Source organism: Roseateles sp., from assembly GCF_047654785.1.
Taxonomy (GTDB): Bacteria; Pseudomonadota; Gammaproteobacteria; order Burkholderiales; family Burkholderiaceae_C; genus Pelomonas.
In genome coordinates this window covers 1,495,412-1,513,484 of the sequence record NZ_JASGKQ010000003.1, presented here as the reverse complement: position 1 = coordinate 1,513,484, position 18,073 = coordinate 1,495,412, and the positions used below count along the sequence as shown (strand labels likewise).

At 68.6% G+C, this 18,073-nt stretch carries 19 protein-coding genes, 1 tRNA gene and 1 pseudogene; 20 read left to right on the top strand and 1 reads right to left on the bottom strand.

The window, feature by feature from the left end:
* The first annotated feature begins 105 nt into the window (after window positions 1–105).
* From uvrB to tsaD, 9 genes are all read left to right on the top strand, one after another.
* On the top strand, window positions 106–2,244 hold the full coding sequence (uvrB, locus tag QM788_RS15910; protein ID WP_415662436.1) for an excinuclease ABC subunit UvrB: 2,139 nt from the start codon (window positions 106–108) through the stop codon (window positions 2,242–2,244).
* A gap of 167 nt (window positions 2,245–2,411) precedes the next feature.
* Window positions 2,412–2,957, top strand: a complete 546-nt coding sequence (locus tag QM788_RS15905) for a Fe-S cluster assembly transcription factor (RefSeq protein ID WP_415662435.1) — start codon at window positions 2,412–2,414, stop codon at window positions 2,955–2,957.
* 13 nt (window positions 2,958–2,970) lie between these two features.
* Window positions 2,971–4,191, top strand: coding sequence for an IscS subfamily cysteine desulfurase (locus QM788_RS15900; RefSeq protein WP_415662434.1), 1,221 nt, complete (start codon window positions 2,971–2,973; stop codon window positions 4,189–4,191).
* Between the two features lie 12 nt (window positions 4,192–4,203).
* A complete protein-coding gene (gene iscU / locus QM788_RS15895) occupies window positions 4,204–4,590 on the top strand; it encodes a Fe-S cluster assembly scaffold IscU (RefSeq protein WP_415662433.1) in 387 nt (128 codons plus the stop codon).
* A gap of 1 nt (window position 4,591) precedes the next feature.
* Window positions 4,592–4,915 carry an iron-sulfur cluster assembly protein IscA gene (gene iscA / locus QM788_RS15890; protein WP_415662432.1) on the top strand — a complete coding sequence of 108 codons (324 nt, stop codon included), beginning with the start codon at window positions 4,592–4,594 and terminating at the stop codon, window positions 4,913–4,915.
* A gap of 62 nt (window positions 4,916–4,977) precedes the next feature.
* Entirely contained in the window at window positions 4,978–5,508 is a 531-nt protein-coding gene (hscB, locus tag QM788_RS15885; protein WP_415662431.1) for a Fe-S protein assembly co-chaperone HscB, read from the top strand.
* Window positions 5,508–7,364 (top strand): Fe-S protein assembly chaperone HscA, encoded by a 1,857-nt coding sequence (hscA, locus tag QM788_RS15880; RefSeq protein ID WP_415662430.1) that lies wholly within the window; start codon window positions 5,508–5,510, stop codon window positions 7,362–7,364. Before hscB ends, hscA begins: the two co-directional genes overlap by 1 nt.
* An 11-nt stretch (window positions 7,365–7,375) precedes the next feature.
* A complete protein-coding gene (fdx, locus tag QM788_RS15875; protein ID WP_415662429.1) occupies window positions 7,376–7,714 on the top strand; it encodes an ISC system 2Fe-2S type ferredoxin in 339 nt (112 codons plus the stop codon).
* A gap of 5 nt (window positions 7,715–7,719) precedes the next feature.
* Complete coding sequence (gene tsaD, locus QM788_RS15870) at window positions 7,720–8,754, top strand: tRNA (adenosine(37)-N6)-threonylcarbamoyltransferase complex transferase subunit TsaD (protein ID WP_415662428.1); 1,035 nt, start codon at window positions 7,720–7,722, stop codon at window positions 8,752–8,754.
* Here tsaD and QM788_RS15865 read toward each other — a convergent pair.
* Window positions 8,751–9,185, bottom strand: a complete 435-nt coding sequence (locus QM788_RS15865) for an Hsp20/alpha crystallin family protein (protein WP_415662427.1) — start codon at window positions 9,183–9,185, stop codon at window positions 8,751–8,753. The two genes, tsaD and QM788_RS15865, sit on opposite strands and share 4 nt — an antisense overlap.
* 402 nt (window positions 9,186–9,587) lie before the next feature.
* Here QM788_RS15865 and rpsO point away from each other — a divergent pair, with 402 nt between their 5' ends.
* From rpsO to nuoE, 11 genes and pseudogenes are all read left to right on the top strand, one after another.
* Complete coding sequence (gene rpsO / locus QM788_RS15860; protein WP_415662426.1) at window positions 9,588–9,857, top strand: 30S ribosomal protein S15; 270 nt, start codon at window positions 9,588–9,590, stop codon at window positions 9,855–9,857.
* 210 nt (window positions 9,858–10,067) lie between these two features.
* A pseudogene (gene pnp / locus QM788_RS15855) lies at window positions 10,068–12,213 on the top strand (polyribonucleotide nucleotidyltransferase).
* A gap of 11 nt (window positions 12,214–12,224) precedes the next feature.
* Entirely contained in the window at window positions 12,225–13,211 is a 987-nt protein-coding gene (locus QM788_RS15850; protein ID WP_415662425.1) for an NAD(P)H-quinone oxidoreductase, read from the top strand.
* Window positions 13,212–13,221: 10 nt separating this feature from the next.
* A complete protein-coding gene (gene tpiA / locus QM788_RS15845; RefSeq protein WP_415662424.1) occupies window positions 13,222–13,968 on the top strand; it encodes a triose-phosphate isomerase in 747 nt (248 codons plus the stop codon).
* A gap of 60 nt (window positions 13,969–14,028) precedes the next feature.
* Entirely contained in the window at window positions 14,029–14,421 is a 393-nt protein-coding gene (gene secG, locus QM788_RS15840; protein ID WP_415662423.1) for a preprotein translocase subunit SecG, read from the top strand.
* 111 nt (window positions 14,422–14,532) lie between these two features.
* Window positions 14,533–14,617, top strand: a tRNA-Leu gene (locus QM788_RS15835).
* Between the two features lie 222 nt (window positions 14,618–14,839).
* Window positions 14,840–15,199 carry an NADH-quinone oxidoreductase subunit A gene (locus QM788_RS15830; RefSeq protein WP_415662422.1) on the top strand — a complete coding sequence of 120 codons (360 nt, stop codon included), beginning with the start codon at window positions 14,840–14,842 and terminating at the stop codon, window positions 15,197–15,199.
* Between the two features lie 30 nt (window positions 15,200–15,229).
* A complete protein-coding gene (locus tag QM788_RS15825; protein ID WP_046113908.1) occupies window positions 15,230–15,706 on the top strand; it encodes a NuoB/complex I 20 kDa subunit family protein in 477 nt (158 codons plus the stop codon).
* 8 nt (window positions 15,707–15,714) lie between these two features.
* Window positions 15,715–16,311: an NADH-quinone oxidoreductase subunit C gene (locus tag QM788_RS15820; protein WP_415662421.1), complete on the top strand. Its 597-nt coding sequence runs from the start codon at window positions 15,715–15,717 to the stop codon at window positions 16,309–16,311.
* A gap of 5 nt (window positions 16,312–16,316) precedes the next feature.
* Window positions 16,317–17,570 (top strand): NADH-quinone oxidoreductase subunit D, encoded by a 1,254-nt coding sequence (locus QM788_RS15815; RefSeq protein ID WP_415662420.1) that lies wholly within the window; start codon window positions 16,317–16,319, stop codon window positions 17,568–17,570.
* Window positions 17,567–18,067 carry an NADH-quinone oxidoreductase subunit NuoE gene (gene nuoE / locus QM788_RS15810; protein WP_415662419.1) on the top strand — a complete coding sequence of 167 codons (501 nt, stop codon included), beginning with the start codon at window positions 17,567–17,569 and terminating at the stop codon, window positions 18,065–18,067. The genes QM788_RS15815 and nuoE overlap by 4 nt, the downstream gene beginning before the upstream one ends.
* Window positions 18,068–18,073 lie beyond the last annotated feature (6 nt).

Sequence of the window (18,073 nt, the reverse complement as noted above, 5' to 3'; positions counted from 1 at the left end):
CTGAAAAGGCGTTGTCAGCAGGGGCAGGTTGAAGACACGGGGGCTGCGCTAACCTGCCGGGTTGCGCAGCGCAGCAATTTTGCCCGTGAACCCAGGGAATTCCCCATGCAAGAAGCCTTGAACGCCCCGCCCGCTCCCGAGGGGGACCCGGAGGAGCGCAAGGGCGAGTTCGTCAGCTTCGAAGGCTCGCCGTTCCAGCTGTTCCAGCCCTTTCCGCCGGCGGGCGACCAGCCGGCGGCCATCGCGCAGCTGGTGGAGGGCGTCAACGACGGCCTGAGCTACCAGACGCTGCTGGGCGTGACCGGCTCGGGCAAGACCTTCACGATGGCCAACGTCATCGCCCGGCTGGGCCGGCCGGCCATCGTCTTCGCGCCCAACAAGACGCTGGCGGCGCAGCTGTACAGCGAGTTCCGCGACTTCTTCCCGAACAACGCGGTCGAGTACTTCGTCAGCTACTACGACTACTACCAGCCCGAGGCCTACGTGCCGCAGCGCGACCTGTTCATCGAGAAGGACAGCGCGATCAACGAGCACATCGAGCAGCTGCGCCTGTCCTGCACCAAGAGCCTGCTGGAGCGGCGCGACGTGGTGATCGTCGCGTCCGTGTCGGCGATCTACGGCATCGGCGATCCGAGCGACTACCACCAGATGGTGATGACGCTGCGCGTGGGCGACAGGCTGGGCCAGCGCGACGTGATCGCGCACCTGATCCGCATGCAGTACACGCGTAACGAGATGGAGTTCACGCGCGGCCATTTCCGCGTGCGCGGCGACACCATCGACGTGTTCCCGGCCGAGCACTCGGAGCTGGCGATCCGCATCGAGCTGTTCGACGACGAGGTGGAGGCGCTGTCGCTGTTCGACCCGCTGACGGGGCGGGTGCGGCAGAAGATCCCGCGCTTCACGGTCTACCCCAGCAGCCACTACGTGACGCCGCGCGAGCGCGTGCTGACCGCGATCGAGGCGATCAAGCAGGAGCTGCGCGAGCGGGTGGACTTCTTCGTCAAGGAGGGCAAGCTCGTCGAGGCGCAGCGCGTGGAGCAGCGCACCCGCTTCGACCTGGAGATGCTGCAGGAGGTGGGCCACTGCAAGGGCATCGAGAACTACACGCGCCACCTCTCCGGCGCCCAGCCCGGCGACCCGCCGCCGACGCTGGTGGACTACCTGCCGCCCGACGCGTTGATGTTCCTGGACGAGAGCCACGTGCTGATCGGCCAGTTCGGCGGCATGTACAACGGCGACCGGGCGCGCAAGACGACGCTGGTGGAGTACGGCTTCCGGCTGCCGTCGGCGCTGGACAACCGGCCGCTGAAGTTCGCCGAGTTCGAACGCAAGATGCGCCAGGCCATCTTCGTGTCGGCCACGCCGGCGCAGTACGAGCAGGACAACGCGGGCCAGGTCGTGGAGCAGGTGGTGCGGCCGACCGGGCTGGTGGATCCCCTCGTCGAGGTGCGGCCCGCCACGCATCAAGTGGACGACGTGCTGCAGGAGATCCGGCTGCGCGTCGAGGCCAACGAGCGCGTGCTGATCACGACGCTGACCAAGCGCATGGCCGAGCAACTGACCGACTACCTCGGCGACAACGGCGTCAAGGTGCGCTATCTGCACTCGGACGTGGATACGGTGGAGCGCGTGGAAATCCTGCGCGACCTGCGGCTGGGCGCCTTCGACGTGCTGGTGGGCATCAACCTGCTGCGCGAGGGGCTGGACATCCCGGAGGTGTCGCTGGTCGCCATCCTGGACGCCGACAAGGAAGGCTTTCTGCGCGCCGAGCGCAGCCTGATCCAGACCATCGGCCGCGCGGCGCGCAACTTGAACGGCAAGGCCATCCTGTACGCGGACAGGATCACCGACTCGATGCGCAAGGCCATCGGCGAGACCGAGCGCCGCCGCGCCAGGCAGATCGCCTTCAACGAAGAGCACGGCATCACGCCGCGCAGCGTGCAAAAGCGCATCAAGGACCTGATCGACGGCGTGTACGCCGAGGACGCCGGCCGCGACGACGCCCGGCTGCTGGCTGCGGCCCAGGTGGAGGAGCTGTCCGAGAAGGACTTGTCCAAGCGCATCGCCCAGCTCGAAAAGCAGATGCTGGAGCACGCCCGCAACCTCGAATTCGAGAAGGCCGCCCGGTTGCGCGACCAGCTGGCGCAGCTGCGCGAGCAGGCCTTCGGCGCCCGGGTGCACGACAGCATCGTGCCGCTGGACGCCGCCCGCCAGGCGGGCAGGGGTGCCGCGCCGCGCTGATGCTGCTGCGCTGCAGCAAAGACCTGCGCAAACCTGGGGGCTAGGCACGCCCCCTGGGGAAGGCTCGATTAGTCGAGTAAAATCATCGGAAATGATTCGCTCGGATATGGTCCCCGGCCTCCCGGGTTAACCCGTAACCGATCAGGCATCTCGCAAAGGAGTTTCGTATGCGCCTCACCACCAAAGGCCGGTTTGCCGTCACCGCGATGCTGGATCTGGCGCTGCGCGAGAACACGGGGCCCGTGGCCCTGGCGGCGATCAGCCAGCGGCAGCATATTTCGCTGTCCTACCTGGAGCAGCTGTTCGGCAAGCTGCGCCGCCACGAGCTGGTGGAGAGCACCCGCGGCCCGGGCGGCGGCTATTCGCTGGGCCGCAAGGCCGACGACATCACCGTCGCCGACATCATCGTCGCCGTGGACGAGGCGCTGGACGCCACCGGCTGCGGCGGCAAGGAAAACTGCATGGGCGAGGACAGCGGCCGCTGCATCACCCATGAACTCTGGACCAACCTGAACGCCAAGATGATCGAGTACCTCGACTCGGTCTCGCTGCGCAAGCTGGCCGACGAGCAGCTGGCCAAGGGCTTCGAGGTCGAGGCCGCGCCGATCAAGCGCGCCATTTCCAGCCAGCCCGTGCTCAAGCCCATCCGCGTGACGGCGCCGAACTCGGTGTTCGCGCTGGGCGGCAATCTCGGCGGCGCCTTCAGCAAATAAGAAGAACCTTCCCATGGACATGACCCCGCATTTCCCGATCTACCTCGACTACGGCGCGACGACGCCCTGCGACCCCCGCGTGGTGGACGCGATGATTCCCTGGTTGCGCGAGCACTTCGGCAACCCGGCGTCGCGCAGCCACGCCTGGGGCTGGGAGGCGGAAGAGGCGGTCGAGCGCGCGCGCGTGCAGGTGGCCGAGCTGATCGGCGCCGACCCGCGCGAGATCGTCTGGACCTCCGGCGCCACCGAATCCAACAACCTGGCGATCAAGGGCGCCGCGCAGTTCTACAAGACGCGCGGCAAGCACCTGATCACCTTGAAGACCGAGCACAAGGCCGTGCTGGACACCATGCGCGAGCTGGAGCGCCAGGGTTTCGAGGTGAGCTACCTCGACGTGCAGGAGAACGGCCTGCTGGACCTGGAGGTGTTCAAGGCCGCGCTGCGCCCGGACACCATCCTGGCCTCGGTCATGTACGTCAACAACGAGATCGGCGTCATCCAGGACGTGGTCGCTCTGGGCAAGCTCTGCCGCGAGCGCGGCGTGATCTTCCACGTCGATGCGGCCCAGGCCAGCGGCAAGGTCGAGATCGACCTGGCCCAGCTGCCCATCGACCTGATGAGCCTGGCCTCGCACAAGACCTACGGCCCCAAGGGCATCGGCGCGCTCTACGTGCGCCGCAAGCCGCGCGTGCGCCTGGAGGCGCAGATGCACGGTGGCGGCCACGAGCGCGGCATGCGCTCGGGCACGCTGCCGGTGCACCAGATCGTCGGCATGGGCGAGGCCTTCCGCATCGCCCGCGAGGAGATGGGTGCCGAGCGCGAGCGCATCCGCGCGCTGCACGAGCGCCTCGTGAAGGGCCTGTCCGGCATCGAGCAGACCTTCATCAACGGCGACCTGGCACAGCGCGTGCCGCACAACCTGAACATCTCGTTCAACTACGTCGAGGGCGAGTCGCTGATCATGGGCGTCAAGGGCCTGGCGGTGTCGTCCGGCTCGGCCTGCACCTCGGCCAGCCTGGAGCCCAGCTACGTGCTGCGCGCGCTGGGCCGTTCGGACGAACTGGCGCACAGCTCGCTGCGCATGACCATCGGCCGCTTCACGACCGAGGAAGAGATCGACTACGCCGTCAGCGTGCTGACCGACCGCGTCGCCAAGCTGCGTGAGCTGTCGCCGCTGTGGGACATGTACAAGGATGGCGTCGATCTCTCGACGATCCAATGGGCAGCGCATTAAAAGGAGAACGACATGGCATACAGCGACAAGGTCGTTGACCACTACGAGAACCCCCGCAACGTCGGCAAGTTCGACAACGGCGACGAGGACGTCGGCACCGGCATGGTCGGCGCGCCGGCCTGCGGCGACGTGATGAAGCTGCAGATCAAGGTCAACCCGGCCACCGGCAAGATCGAGGACGCCAAGTTCAAGACCTATGGCTGCGGCTCGGCGATCGCATCCAGCTCGCTCGTGACCGAATGGGTCAAGGGCAAGACGCTGGACGAGGCGCTGACCATCAAGAACACCCAGATCGCCGAGGAGCTGGCGCTGCCGCCGGTCAAGATCCACTGCTCCATCCTGGCCGAGGACGCCATCAAGGCCGCGGTGGACGACTACCGCGCCAAGCACGCGAGCTGATATGTCCGTCACGCTGACCGAGGCCGCGGCCCGCCACGTCAAGCGCTACATCGCCAAGCGTGGCAAGGGCGTGGGCGTGCGCCTGGGCGTGAAGACGACCGGCTGCTCCGGCCTGGCCTACAAGCTCGAATACGCCGACGAGGTGGCGCCCGAGGACGTGGTCTTCGAGGGCCACGAGGTCAAGGTGCTCGTCGATCCCAAGAGCCTGCCCTACCTGGACGGCACCGAGCTGGACTTCGTCCGCGAAGGCCTGAACGAAGGCTTCAAGTTCCGCAACCCGCGCGAGAAGGACCGCTGCGGCTGCGGCGAATCCTTCCGTGTCTGACCGGCATTGACGACGTGCGCGAGCGCGGCACCGGCCGCGCTTTTTGCTTTTCTCCGATCACCATGCGCCTGACCGACAACGATTTCCAGCTCTTCGGCCTGCCCGAGACGCAGGCCCAGGACCGCGCCGCCATCGACGCGCGCTGGAAGGCGCTGCAGGCCGAGGTCCACCCCGACCGCTTCGCCGCCGAAGGCGCCGCCGCACAGCGCGTGGCGATGCAGTGGGCGATGCGCGTCAACGAGGGCTACCAGCGCCTGAAGGATCCGCTCAAGCGCGCCGCCTACCTGTGCGAGCTGCGCGGCGCGCCGGTGCAGGCTGAGAACAACACCGCGATGCCGCCCGCCTTCCTGATGCAGCAGATGGCATGGCGCGAGGCGCTGGACGACGCGAACGACGAGGCCGCGCTGGCCGCCCTCGACGACGACGCGGCCCAGGCCGAAACCGCCGCGCTCGCCGCGGTGCAGCGCCTGCTCGACGAGGCCGGTGACATCGACACCTCGGCGCCGGCCGCCGCATCCCAGGTCCGCGCGCTGATGTTCATCCAGCGCTTCCGGGCCGACATTGACCGGCGCCTCGCGGCGCTCGACGCCTGATGGCACTCCTCCAGATCTCCGAACCGGGCGCCTCGCCCGACCCGCACCAGCGCCGCATCGCCGTCGGCATCGACCTCGGCACGACGCATTCCCTGGTCGCCGCCGTGCGCCACGGCGTGGCCGAATGCCTGCCCGACGAGCAGGGCCGCGTGATCCTGCCATCCGCCGTGCGCTACCTGCCCGAAGGCCGCCGCCAGATCGGCGCCGACGCACTCGCTGCACAGGCCGAAGACCCCGAGAACACCATCGTCTCGGTGAAGCGCTTCATGGGCCGCGGCGTCGCCGACGTGGCCGGCCGTGAGCAGTTGCCCTACCGCTTCGAGGACCACCCCGGCATGCTCGCCATCGCCACGCGCGACGGCGTGAAGAGCCCCGTCGAGGTGTCCGCCGAGATCCTGGCGACGCTGCGCTTCCGGGCCGAGGACACGTTCAACGACGACCTGTTTGGCGCCGTCATCACGGTGCCGGCCTATTTCGACGACGCCCAGCGCCAGGCGACGAAGGACGCCGCCGAACTGGCCGGCCTCAAGGTGCTGCGCCTGATCAACGAGCCGACCGCGGCCGCCATCGCCTACGGGCTGGACAACGCCAGCGAAGGCCTCTACGCCGTCTACGACCTGGGCGGCGGCACCTTCGACATCTCGCTGCTGCGGCTGACGCGCGGCGTGTTCGAGGTGGTGGCGACCGGCGGCGACGCGGTGCTGGGCGGCGACGACTTCGACCGCGCGCTGGCCGACTGGGCGCTCGCCGGCCGCAGCGTCACGTCCGCGCACGACAAGCGCGCCGTGCTCGTCGCCGCGCGCGCGGCCAAGGAGGCGCTGTCCGCGGCCGACGCGGCCGAGCTGGTCGCCGCACTCGATGCCGGCGAGCTGCGCGTGGCCGTCACCCGCGCCCAGTTCGAGGCGCTGGCCCAGCCGCTGGTCGCCAGGACGTTGTCGGCCGTGAAGCGCGTGCTGCGCGACGCCAAGGTCAAGGCGTCCGAGGTGCGGGGCGCCGTCATGGTCGGCGGCTCCACGCGCATGCCGGTGGTGCGCCGCGCGGTCGGCGAGCTGTTCGGCCCGGAGGGCCAGGCCAGGGTGCTGACCAACCTGAACCCCGACGAGGTGGTGGCCCTCGGCGCGGCCATCCAGGCCAACCAGCTCGCCGGCAACGCGGCCGACGGCGAGATCCTGCTGCTGGACGTGATCCCGCTGTCGCTGGGCCTGGAGACCATGGGCGGCCTGGTCGAGCGCGTCATCGAGCGCAACTCGACCATCCCGGTCGCCAAGGCGCAGGACTTCACGACCTTCAAGGACGGCCAGACCGCGCTCGCGGTGCATGTCGTGCAGGGCGAGCGCGACCTGGTCAGCGAATGCCGCTCGCTCGCCCGCTTCGAGCTGCGCGGCATCCCGCCGATGGCGGCCGGCGCGGCGCGCATCCGCGTCAGCTTCCAGGTCGATGCGGACGGGCTGCTCAGCGTGTCGGCGCAGGAGCTGACCTCGGGCGTGCAGGCGGCCATCACCGTCAAGCCCAGCTACGGCCTGTCCGACGAGCAGATCGCCGGCATGCTGAAGGACGGCTTCACCAGCGCCGACGCCGACATGGCCGCCCGCAAGCTGCGCGAGGCGAGGGTGGAGGCCGAGCGCATGGTGCTGGCCACGCGCAGCGCGCTCGCCGCCGACGGCGACCTGCTGCCCGCCGCCGAGCGCGAGGCGCTGGCGGCCCGGCTGTCGGCCCTGGCCGCGATGGACGGCGATGCCGACGCCATCGACGCCGCGACGAAGGCGCTGGCCGAGGCCACCGAAGGCTTTGCCGCCGAACGCATGAACCGCTCCATCGCCCGCGCCCTGACGGGCCGCGATGTGTCGGCGCTCTGAAAGAACACCCCATGCCCGTCATCACCATCCTTCCACACGCCGAGTACTGCCCCGAGGGCCGCACGGTGACCGCCGCGCCCGGCGCATCGATCTGCGAGGCGCTGCTGGACAACGACATCCCCATCGAGCACGCCTGCGACCAGGTCTGCGCCTGCACGACCTGTCACGTCATCGTGCGCCAGGGCGGCCGCTCGCTGAGCGAGATGGAGGAGGACGAGGAAGACATGCTGGACCGCGCCTGGGGGTTGGAGCCGGACTCGCGCCTGTCCTGCCAGGCGCTGCTGCGCCAGCAGGACATCACGATCGAGATCCCCAAGTACTCCATCAACCACGCCAAGGAAGGCAAGTGAGCGCCGTGCAGCGTGTCCTCGGCTTCGAGTCGTCCTGCGACGAGACCGGGGTCGCGCTCGTCGAGGTGGACGGCGACGCGCCGCCCCGGCTGGTCGCGCAGGCGCTGCACAGCCAGATCGCCATGCACCAGGCCTATGGCGGCGTCGTGCCCGAACTGGCCTCGCGCGACCATGTGCGCCGCGTGCTGCCGCTGGCGCGCGAGGTGCTGTCGCAGGCCGGGCTGGCGCTGCCCGACGTGGACCTGATCGCCTACACCCAGGGCCCCGGCCTCGCCGGCGCGCTGCTGGTCGGTGCCGGCGTGGCGGTGTCGCTGGCGGCGGCGCTGGACCTGCCGGCGCTGCCCATCCACCACCTCGAAGGGCATCTGCTGTCGCCCTTTTTGTCGGCCGACCCGCCCGAGTTCCCGTTCGTCGCGCTGCTGGTCAGCGGCGGGCACACGCAACTGATGCGCGTGGACGGCGTCGGGTCGTACGAGATCCTCGGCGAAACCATCGACGACGCGGCCGGCGAGGCCTTCGACAAGAGCGCCAAGCTGCTGGGCCTGCCGTATCCCGGCGGCCCGCACCTGGCGCGCATGGCCGAGTTCGGCAACCCGCAGGCCTATGAACTGCCGCGCCCGCTGCTGCACAGCGGCAGGCCGGATTTCAGCTTCGCCGGCCTGAAGACGGCCGTGCTGACGCAGGTGCGGAAGATCGGCGATTCACCGTGCGAGCAGACCAAGGCCGACCTCGCCGCATCGACGCAGGCCGCCATCGTCGAGGTGCTGGTGAAGAAATCGCTGCTGGCGCTGAAGGCCACGGGGCTGAAACGCCTGGTCGTCGCCGGCGGCGTGGGCGCGAACGCCCGGCTGCGCGAGCAGCTGGACGCCGCCTGCGCCCGGCGCGGCGTGCGGGTGCACTACCCCGAGCTGGCGCTGTGCACCGACAACGGCGCCATGATCGCGATGGCCGCCGCGCTGCGGCTGCAGCGCGGCCTGGCCCGGCCCCGGCGGGACGGCGGCTTCGAGGTCCGCCCGCGCTGGGACCTGGCCTCGGTTTAGTTCACCGTCAGTTGGCTGGCCACGCTGGCGGCGCGCTTGGCCAGCTTCAGCGTCAGCACGCCCTGGTCCAGGCTGGCGTTGGAGTCGCCCTGGCTGATCTCCTGCGGCAGCGTGAAGCTGCGCGAGAAGCGGCTGACCGTGCGCTCGCGGTAGATGACGCGCTCGCCGTCCTTCTTCTCGTCGTCCTTGCGCTGCTCGGCGTCGATGCTGATACGGCGGCCGTCGATGTGGACCTTGACCGCGTCCTTGGGCACGCCGGGCATGTCGAGCCTGACGGTGTAGGCCGTTTCGGACTCGCTGACGTCCAGCGCCGGGCTGCGCAGCGTGGCCGCGCTGGCGTCGCGGCCATCGCTGAAGAAGCTGTCGTCGAAGAAGCGGTCCAGCGAGCGGGACAGGTCGGACAGGTTGCGGTTCACGGGAACGAGGAACATGGTGGTCTCCTTGAGAGAGGCTGTTGACGCTGCTCGTCTGGGTTCGGGAGCAGCACCCGATGAGCCCCAGCTAGGTGCGGCCCGCGGCGCTTCAAGGGCCGGATCGCGGCGGCTTGATGCAAGTCACGGGAAGGGTGGACAGCGCCTCCGCCGGCTCTTGAAATCGCCGCGGCCGGCGGCAGTTCAGGCCTTTCGTGCCCGCGCGCAGCCCGGGCGGGGCAGGGTGGGGGTGCCGTTTCGGCTATACTCCGCCGGTTTTGCGCTTCCCTTTCGCCTTTGTGGTGTCGGAGCGCGGAGCACCAGCACGGCCCGGGGCGGTTCCCCCGTGTCCGCAAGTCAACCCCGGAACCGTCTGCGGCGCATCAGCAGCCCGGCCGGCTTTCCGACCACCAGGAACATCACATGTCCGTCGCAGAACTGAACAAGGCCGAAATCGTCAAGGCCAATGCCCGCAGCGCCAACGACACCGGCAGCCCGGAAGTCCAGGTCGCCCTGCTGACCGCCCGCATCAACGAGCTGACGCCCCACTTCAAGCTGCACGCCAAGGACCACCACGGCCGCCGCGGCCTGCTGAAGATGGTCAACACGCGCAAGAGCCTGCTGGCCTACCTGAAGCGCGTGGACTCCGCCCGCTACGTCGCGCTGATCCAGAAGCTGGGCCTGCGCAAGTAATCCATTGCATCCGTCGAGGAGCCTGTCTGGTCCGGCAAGCCCAGCACAGGCTCTTCGTCCATCTGCGGGAAACCAAGCTGACGTGGTCGCGGATCATTCCAAGACGGCTCCTCGCACCGAGCCGCCCTGGAATGGCATCTGGACCAAACCCAGCCTCGTTCCCGGTTCCACCGAATGCCTGAGCGCATTCACAACCACCAGGAGATGAGCATGTCCATGTTCAACAAGGTCACCAAGTCCTTCCAATGGGGCCGCCACCAGGTCGTGCTGGAAACGGGCGAGATCGCCCGCCAGTCCAGCGGCGCCGTCCTCGTCAACATCGAAGGCACCGTCGTGCTGGCCACCGTGGTCGCCAAGACCGAGGCCAAGGCCGGCCAGGACTTCTTCCCGCTGACCGTCGACTACCTCGAGAAGACCTACGCCGCCGGCAAGATCCCCGGCAGCTTCTTCAAGCGCGAGGGCCGCCCCAGCGAGCACGAGACGCTGACCAGCCGCCTGATCGACCGCCCGATCCGCCCGCTGTTCCCCGAGGGCTTCTTCAACGAGGTCCAGGTCGTCATCCACGTCGTCAGCCTGAACCCCGAGGTGCAGGCAGACATCGCCGCGATGATCGGCACGTCCGCCGCGCTGGCCGTGTCCGGCATCCCGTTCAACGGCCCGATCGGCGCCGCCCGCGTGGGCTACGTCAACGGCGAGTACCTGCTGAACCCGAGCAAGTCCGAACTGGCCAACAGCCAGATGGACCTGGTCGTCGCCGGCACGCAGGCCGCGGTGCTGATGGTCGAGTCCGAGGCCTCGGGCCTGTCGGAAGAAGTCATGCTGGGCGCGGTGGTGTTCGGCCACGAGCAGGGCAACGTCGCCATCGCCGCGATCAACGAGCTGGTCAAGGAAGCCGGCAAGCCGGCCTGGAACTGGACCGCGCCCGCCAAGGACGAGGCCTTCATCGCCAAGGTCAACGGCCTGGCCGAAGGCCCGCTGCGCGAGGCCTACCAGAATCCGCTCCAAGCAGGCCCGCACGCAGGCCTGCCGCGCGGCCACCGCGAACGTGTTCGCCGCGCTGACCGCCGAAGGCGTCGCCTTCGACAAGGTCGAGGTCGAAGGCCTGCTGTTCGAGATCGAAGCCCGCATCGTGCGCAGCCAGATCCTGGCCGGCGAGCCGCGCATCGACGGCCGTGACACCCGCACCGTGCGCCCCATCGAGATCCGCAACGGCCTGCTGCCCCGCACGCACGGCTCGGCGCTGTTCACGCGCGGCGAGACGCAGGCCCTGGTCGTCGCCACGCTGGGCACGGACCGCGACGCACAGCGCATCGACGCGCTGGACGGCGAGTTCGAGGACCGCTTCATGATGCACTACAACATGCCCCCCTTCGCCACCGGCGAGACGGGCCGTGTGGGCTCGCCGAAGCGCCGCGAAATCGGCCACGGCCGCCTGGCCAAGCGCGCGCTGATCGCCGCGCTGCCGAGCAAGGAAGACTTCCCGTACTCGCTGCGCGTGGTCTCCGAGATCACCGAGTCCAACGGCTCCTCGTCGATGGCCTCCGTCTGCGGCGGCTGCCTGGCGCTGATGGATGCCGGCGTACCGATGAAGGCCCACGTGGCCGGCATCGCGATGGGCCTGATCAAGGACGGCAACCGCTTCGCCGTGCTGACCGACATCCTGGGCGACGAGGACCACCTCGGCGACATGGACTTCAAGGTGGCCGGCACGACGACCGGCATCACGGCCCTGCAGATGGACATCAAGATCCAGGGCATCACCAAGGAAATCATGCAGGTCGCGCTGGCGCAGGCCAAGGAAGCCCGCCTGCACATCCTCGGCAAGATGGTCGATGCCATGGGCAGCGCGAACACCGAGGTGTCGCAGTTCGCCCCGCGCCTGTACACGATGAAGATCAACCCGGAGAAGATCCGCGACGTCATCGGCAAGGGCGGCGCCACCATCCGCGCGCTGACCGAAGAGACCGGCACGACCATCGACATCGGCGAAGACGGCACCATCACCATCGCCTCGACCGACGCCGAGAAGGCCGAACTGGCCAAGAAGCGCATCGCCGAGATCACCGCCGAGGTCGAAGTGGGCAAGGTCTACGAAGGCCCGATCGTCAAGATCCTGGACTTCGGCGCCCTCGTGAACCTGCTGCCCGGCAAGGACGGCCTGCTGCACATCAGCCAGATCGCCCACCAGCGCGTCGAGAAGGTCACCGACTTCCTGCAGGAAGGCCAGGTCGTCAAGGTCAAGGTGCTGGAGACCGACGAGAAGGGCCGCATCAAGCTGTCGATGAAGGCGCTGCTCGACCGCGACGCTGCGCCGGCCCCGGTGGCCCCGGCCGCCGACGCCCCGGCTGCGGAGTAAGCCGCGCAGCGATGAAAGCCATCGCCATCACCCGCCCCGGCGGGCCCGAGGTGCTGGAGCTGGCCGAGCGGCCGGATCCGGTCGCGGGCCCGGGCGAGTGCCTGATCCGCGTGGCCGCTTCGGGCATCAACCGCCCGGACGTGCTGCAGCGCAAGGGCGCCTACCCGCCGCCGCCGGGTGCGAGCGAGCTGCCCGGGCTGGAGGTGGCCGGCGAGATCGTCGCCGGTGACGCCGACGCGCTCGCCGCGCAGGGCTTCAAGCTGGGCGATGCGGTCTGCGCGCTGGTCAATGGCGGCGGCTATGCCACGCTGTGCACGGCGCCGGTCGGCCAGTGCCTGCCGGTGCCCAAGGGCTGGACGCTGGCGCAGGCGGCGACGCTGCCGGAAACCTGCTTCACCGTCTGGGCCAACGTGTTCCAGCGCGCCGGCCTGCAGGCCGACGAGACGCTGCTGGTGCACGGCGGCGCCAGCGGCATCGGCGTGACGGCCATCCAGATCGCCAAGGCGCTGGGCGCCCGCGTGCTGGTGACCGTCGGCAGCGCCGCCAAGGCCGAGGCCTGCAAGGCGCTGGGCGCCGACGTGGCGATCAACTACCGGGAGCAGGATTTCGTCGCCGAAGCCCGGGCCGCCACCGGGGGGCGCGGCGTCGATGTGATCCTGGACATGGTGGCCGGCGACTACGTCGGCCGCGGCGTGCAGGCGCTGGCCGAAGACGGCCGCCTGGCGCTGATCGCCGTGCAGGGCGGCGTGGCGGCGGAGATCGACGCCGGCGTGGTACTGCGCAAGCGGCTGACGATCACCGGCTCGACGCTGCGCCCGCGCTCGGCGGCGTTCAAGGCCCAGCTGGCGCGCGCGTTGCGCGACCAGGTCTGGCCGCTGATCGACGCCGGCCGGATCAAACCCGTGATCGACCGCGAGCTGCCCGCGCACCAAGCGGCCGAGGCGCACGCACTGATGGAATCCAACCGGCACATCGGCAAGATCGTGCTGACCTGGTGATGGAGTGGCAATGAGAAAGAAGCTCGTCGTTGGCAACTGGAAAATGCATGGCAACCGCGTGGCCAATGCCCAACTGCTGGCCGGCCTGAAGGAAGCCGGCCCCTGGAACGCCGACGTGGCCGTCTGCGTGCCCTTCCCCTACATCGCCGAGACGGCGCTCGCGCTGACCGGCACGGCCCTGGCCTACGGCGCGCAGGACTGCTCGGCGCACGAGCAGGGCGCATACACGGGCGAGGTGTCGTCGGCCATGCTGCATGACATCGGCTGCCGCTACGCCATCGTCGGCCACTCGGAGCGCCGCGCCTACCACGCGGAGAGCGACCAGCTCGTCGCCGACAAGGCCAAGGCCGCGCTGGCGCACGGCGTGACGCCCATCGTCTGCGTCGGCGAGACCCGCGCCGAGCGCGAGGCCGGCCAGACCGAAGCCGTCGTCAAGCGCCAGCTCGCCGCCGTCATCCACACGCTGGGCCACTGCTGCGGCGAGATGGTCGTCGCCTACGAGCCCGTCTGGGCGATCGGCACCGGCCTGACCGCGACCCCCGCCGAGGCGCAGGCCGTCCACGCCGTGCTGCGCGCGCAGCTGCGCGCGGCGACCGACAAGGCGGACGCGATGCACCTTCTGTATGGCGGCAGCGTCAAGGCCGACAACGCGGCCGAGCTGTTCGGCCAGCCCGACATCGACGGCGGCCTGATCGGTGGCGCCTCGTTGAAGGCGGCCGACTTCGCCGCCATCTGCCGGGCCGCGGCGGCCTGTTGAGTTTTCCCGGCGCCGGCCCGCGGGGCAGGGCGCCACCCGAGTATTGATGGAGTGTTAGGAATGCAGGTCTTTGCAAATCTGGTGTTGATCGTTCAGCTGCTGTCGGCCCTGGCGATCATCGGTCTGGTGCTGGTGCAGCACGGCAAGGGCGCCGACATGGGCGCCTCGTTCGGCAGTGGCGCGTCGGGAAGCCTGTTCGGCGCCACCGGCAGCGCCAACTTCCTGTCGCGCACGACGGCGTTCGCCGCGACGCTGTTCTTCGGCTGCACGCTGGGCCTGGCCTTCCTGTCCAACGGCCGCACGTCGGCGCAGACCTCCGACAGCGCACTCGACCGCGCGCCGGCCGTCGTCGCGCCGGCCCCAGCGGCATCGGGCGCCGCCGCCATCCCTGGCGCCGCTGTCGTGCTGCCTGCCGCGCCGGCGTCCGCCGCCGCGTCGTCCGCGGCGCACTGAATCCCGACTAAAAACCTCGCCTCTTTGCCCGGGAGCCCGGTGCTTCCGGTATAGAATGCGAGGCTGTCTGGCAAGCAAACCCTCACGAGTTGCCAGGCATATTGAATACCTGCCGTCGTGGTGAAATTGGTAGACACGCTATCTTGAGGGGGTAGTGGCGAAAGCTGTGCGAGTTCGAGTCTCGCCGACGGCACCAGAACATAGGCTAGGATTCCTGCAGTCCTGATGCGGGAGCCAGCCATAGCGGCCTGTCGCTGGAGGCCGTCCGGTTTGACGCCGGGCGGCTGAGCAAGGTTCAAGGCGGGCGCGATCCGCGAGCGATTCTTCGATTCGCTGGTGGCGCGCCTGTTTGCTTTTGTGGCTTGGCTTTTGCCAGGCCACGGTGACGAAGACACACAGTCGATCCGAGAAAGCCCAGATGAATCTCGAACAATACCTGCCCGTCATCCTCTTCATCTTGGTCGGCGCAGGTGTCGGGATCGCCCCCCAGATCCTGGGCGCGCTGCTCGGCCCCAACCGCCCGGACGCAGCCAAGAACTCCCCCTACGAATGCGGCTTCGAGGCCTTTGAAGACGCGCGCATGAAATTCGACGTGCGCTACTACCTCGTCGCCATTCTGTTCATCCTGTTCGACCTGGAAATCGCCTTCCTGTTCCCGTGGGCCGTGGCGCTCAAGGAAATCGGCACGACGGGCTTCTGGGCGATGATGATCTTCCTTGGCATCCTGGTCGTGGGCTTCGCCTACGAATGGAAAAAGGGCGCCCTCGATTGGGAATGAGCGTCCGCCGACACAAGCTGGGAATTCCAAATGGGTATTGAAGGCGTCTTGAAAGAGGGCTTCGTCACCACCTCGGTGGACAAGCTCATCAACTGGTCCAAGACCGGTTCGCTGTGGCCGATGACGTTCGGCCTGGCCTGCTGCGCCGTGGAGATGATGCACGCGGGCGCCGCGCGCTACGACATCGACCGCTTCGGCATGCTGTTCCGCCCGAGCCCGCGCCAGAGCGACCTGATGATCGTCGCCGGCACGCTGTGCAACAAGATGGCGCCGGCGCTGCGCAAGGTCTACGACCAGATGGCCGAGCCGCGCTGGGTGCTGTCGATGGGCTCCTGCGCCAACGGCGGCGGCTACTACCACTACAGCTATTCCGTCGTGCGCGGCTGCGATCGCATCGTGCCGGTGGACGTCTACGTGCCCGGCTGCCCGCCGACGGCCGAGGCGCTGCTCTACGGCATCCTGCAGCTGCAGGCCAAGATCCGCCGCGAAAACACCATCGCCCGCTGAGGCAAGGCATGAGTCAACACCTCGAAACCCTGGCCCAGCGGATTGGCGCCATCCTCGGCGAGCGCGTCGTCGAGCTGAAGAACGCGCTCGGCGAGCTGACGCTGACCGTGCGCGCCGCCGACTACTTCGACGTCGCGACCACGCTGCGCGACCACGCCGAACTGAAGCTGGAGCAGCTGATCGACCTCTGCGGCGTCGACTACAGCGCCTACCGCGACGGCACGCACGAAGGCCCGCGCTACGCGGTCGTCAGCCACCTGCTGTCGGTGAGCCACAACTGGCGCTTGCGCCTGAAGGTGTTCGCCACGGACGACGACTTCCCCTGCGTGGCCTCGGTCACGCCGGTGTGGAACTCGGCCAACTGGTTCGAGCGCGAGGCCTTCGACATGTACGGCGTCATCTTCGACGGCCACAGCGACCTGCGCCGCATCCTGACGGACTACGGCTTCATCGGCCACCCGATGCGCAAGGACTTCCCGGTGTCGGGCCACGTCGAGATGCGCTACGACGCCGAGCAGAAGCGCGTGGTCTACCAGCCGGTGACCATCGAGCCGCGCGAGATCACGCCGCGCATCATCCGCGAAGACAAGTACGGCGGGCTCTGAACATCATGGCCGAGATCAAGAACTACACCCTCAACTTCGGCCCCCAGCACCCGGCCGCCCACGGCGTGCTGCGCCTGGTGCTGGAACTGGACGGCGAAGTCATCCAGCGCGCCGACCCGCACATCGGCCTGCTGCATCGCGCGACCGAGAAGCTGGCCGAGCAGAAGACCTTCATCCAGTCGCTGCCGTACATGGACCGCCTCGACTACGTGTCGATGATGGCCAACGAGCAGGCCTACTGCCTGGCCATCGAGAAGATGCTGGGCCTCGAAGTGCCCCTGCGCGCGCAGTACATCCGCGTGATGTTCGCCGAGATCACGCGGCTGCTGAACCACCTGATGTGGCTGGGCGCGCACGGCCTGGACTGCGGTGCGATGAACATGCTCATCTACTGCTTCCGCGAGCGCGAGGACCTGTTCGACATGTACGAGGCGGTGTCGGGGGCGCGCATGCACGCGGCCTACTTCCGCCCGGGCGGCGTCTACCGCGACCTGCCGGACGCCATGCCGCAGTACCAGGTCAGCAAGATCAAGAACCAGAAGGCCATCGACCGCCTCAACGAGAACCGCCAGGGCTCGCTGCTGGACTTCATCGAGGACTTCTGCCGCCGCTTCCCGAAGAACGTCGACGACTACGAGACGCTGCTGACCGACAACCGCATCTGGAAGCAGCGCACCGTCGGCATCGGCGTCGTGTCGCCCGAGCGCGCGCTCAACCTCGGTTTCACCGGGCCCATGCTGCGCGGCTCCGGCATCGCCTGGGACCTGCGCAAGAAGCGCCCCTACGACGTCTACGACCGGCTGGACTTCGACATCCCGGTCGGGACCAACGGCGACACCTATGACCGCTATGTCGTGCGCGTCGAGGAGATGCGCCAGTCCAACCGCATCATCCAGCAGTGCGTCGCCTGGCTGCGCGCCAACCCCGGCCCGGTCATCACCGACAACCACAAGGTGGCGCCGCCGGCCCGCGTGGACATGAAGTCCAGCATGGAAGAGCTGATCCACCACTTCAAGCTCTTCACCGAAGGCTTCCACGTGCCCGAGGGCGAGGCCTATGCGGCCGTCGAGCACCCCAAGGGCGAGTTCGGCATCTACCTCGTCAGCGACGGAGCCAACAAGCCCTACCGACTCAAGATCCGCGCGCCGGGCTTCTCCCACCTCGCGGCCCTGGACGAGATGGGCAAGGGCCACATGATCGCGGACGCCGTGGCCATCATCGGCACGATGGACATTGTTTTCGGCGAGATCGACCGATGAGCTACCAACTCTCCGACGCCACCCGGGCGCGCTTCGACCGCGAGGTCGCCAAGTACCCCTTCGAGCTGCGCCAGTCCGCCGTCATGGCCTGCCTGGCCATCGTGCAGCAGGAGGAAGGCTATGTGTCGCGCGCGGCGGAAGACGCCATCGCCGCCCACCTCGGCATGCCGCCCATCGCGGTCTACGAGGTGACGACCTTCTACAACATGTACAACCAGCGCCCGGTGGGCAAGTTCAAGCTGAACGTCTGCGCGAACCTGCCCTGCCAGCTGCGCGACGGCCAGAAGGCGCTGGACCACCTGTGCCACAAGCTCGGCATCGAGCAGGGCGGCACGACGGCGGACGGCCTGTTCACCGTGCAGAAGAGCGAGTGCCTGGGTGCCTGCGCCGACTCGCCGGTGATGCTGGTCAACGACCGCCAGATGTGCAGCTTCATGACGACCGAGCGCCTCGACGAACTCGTCGACGTGCTGCGCGCCGAAGCTGGCAAGGACTGAGGACGA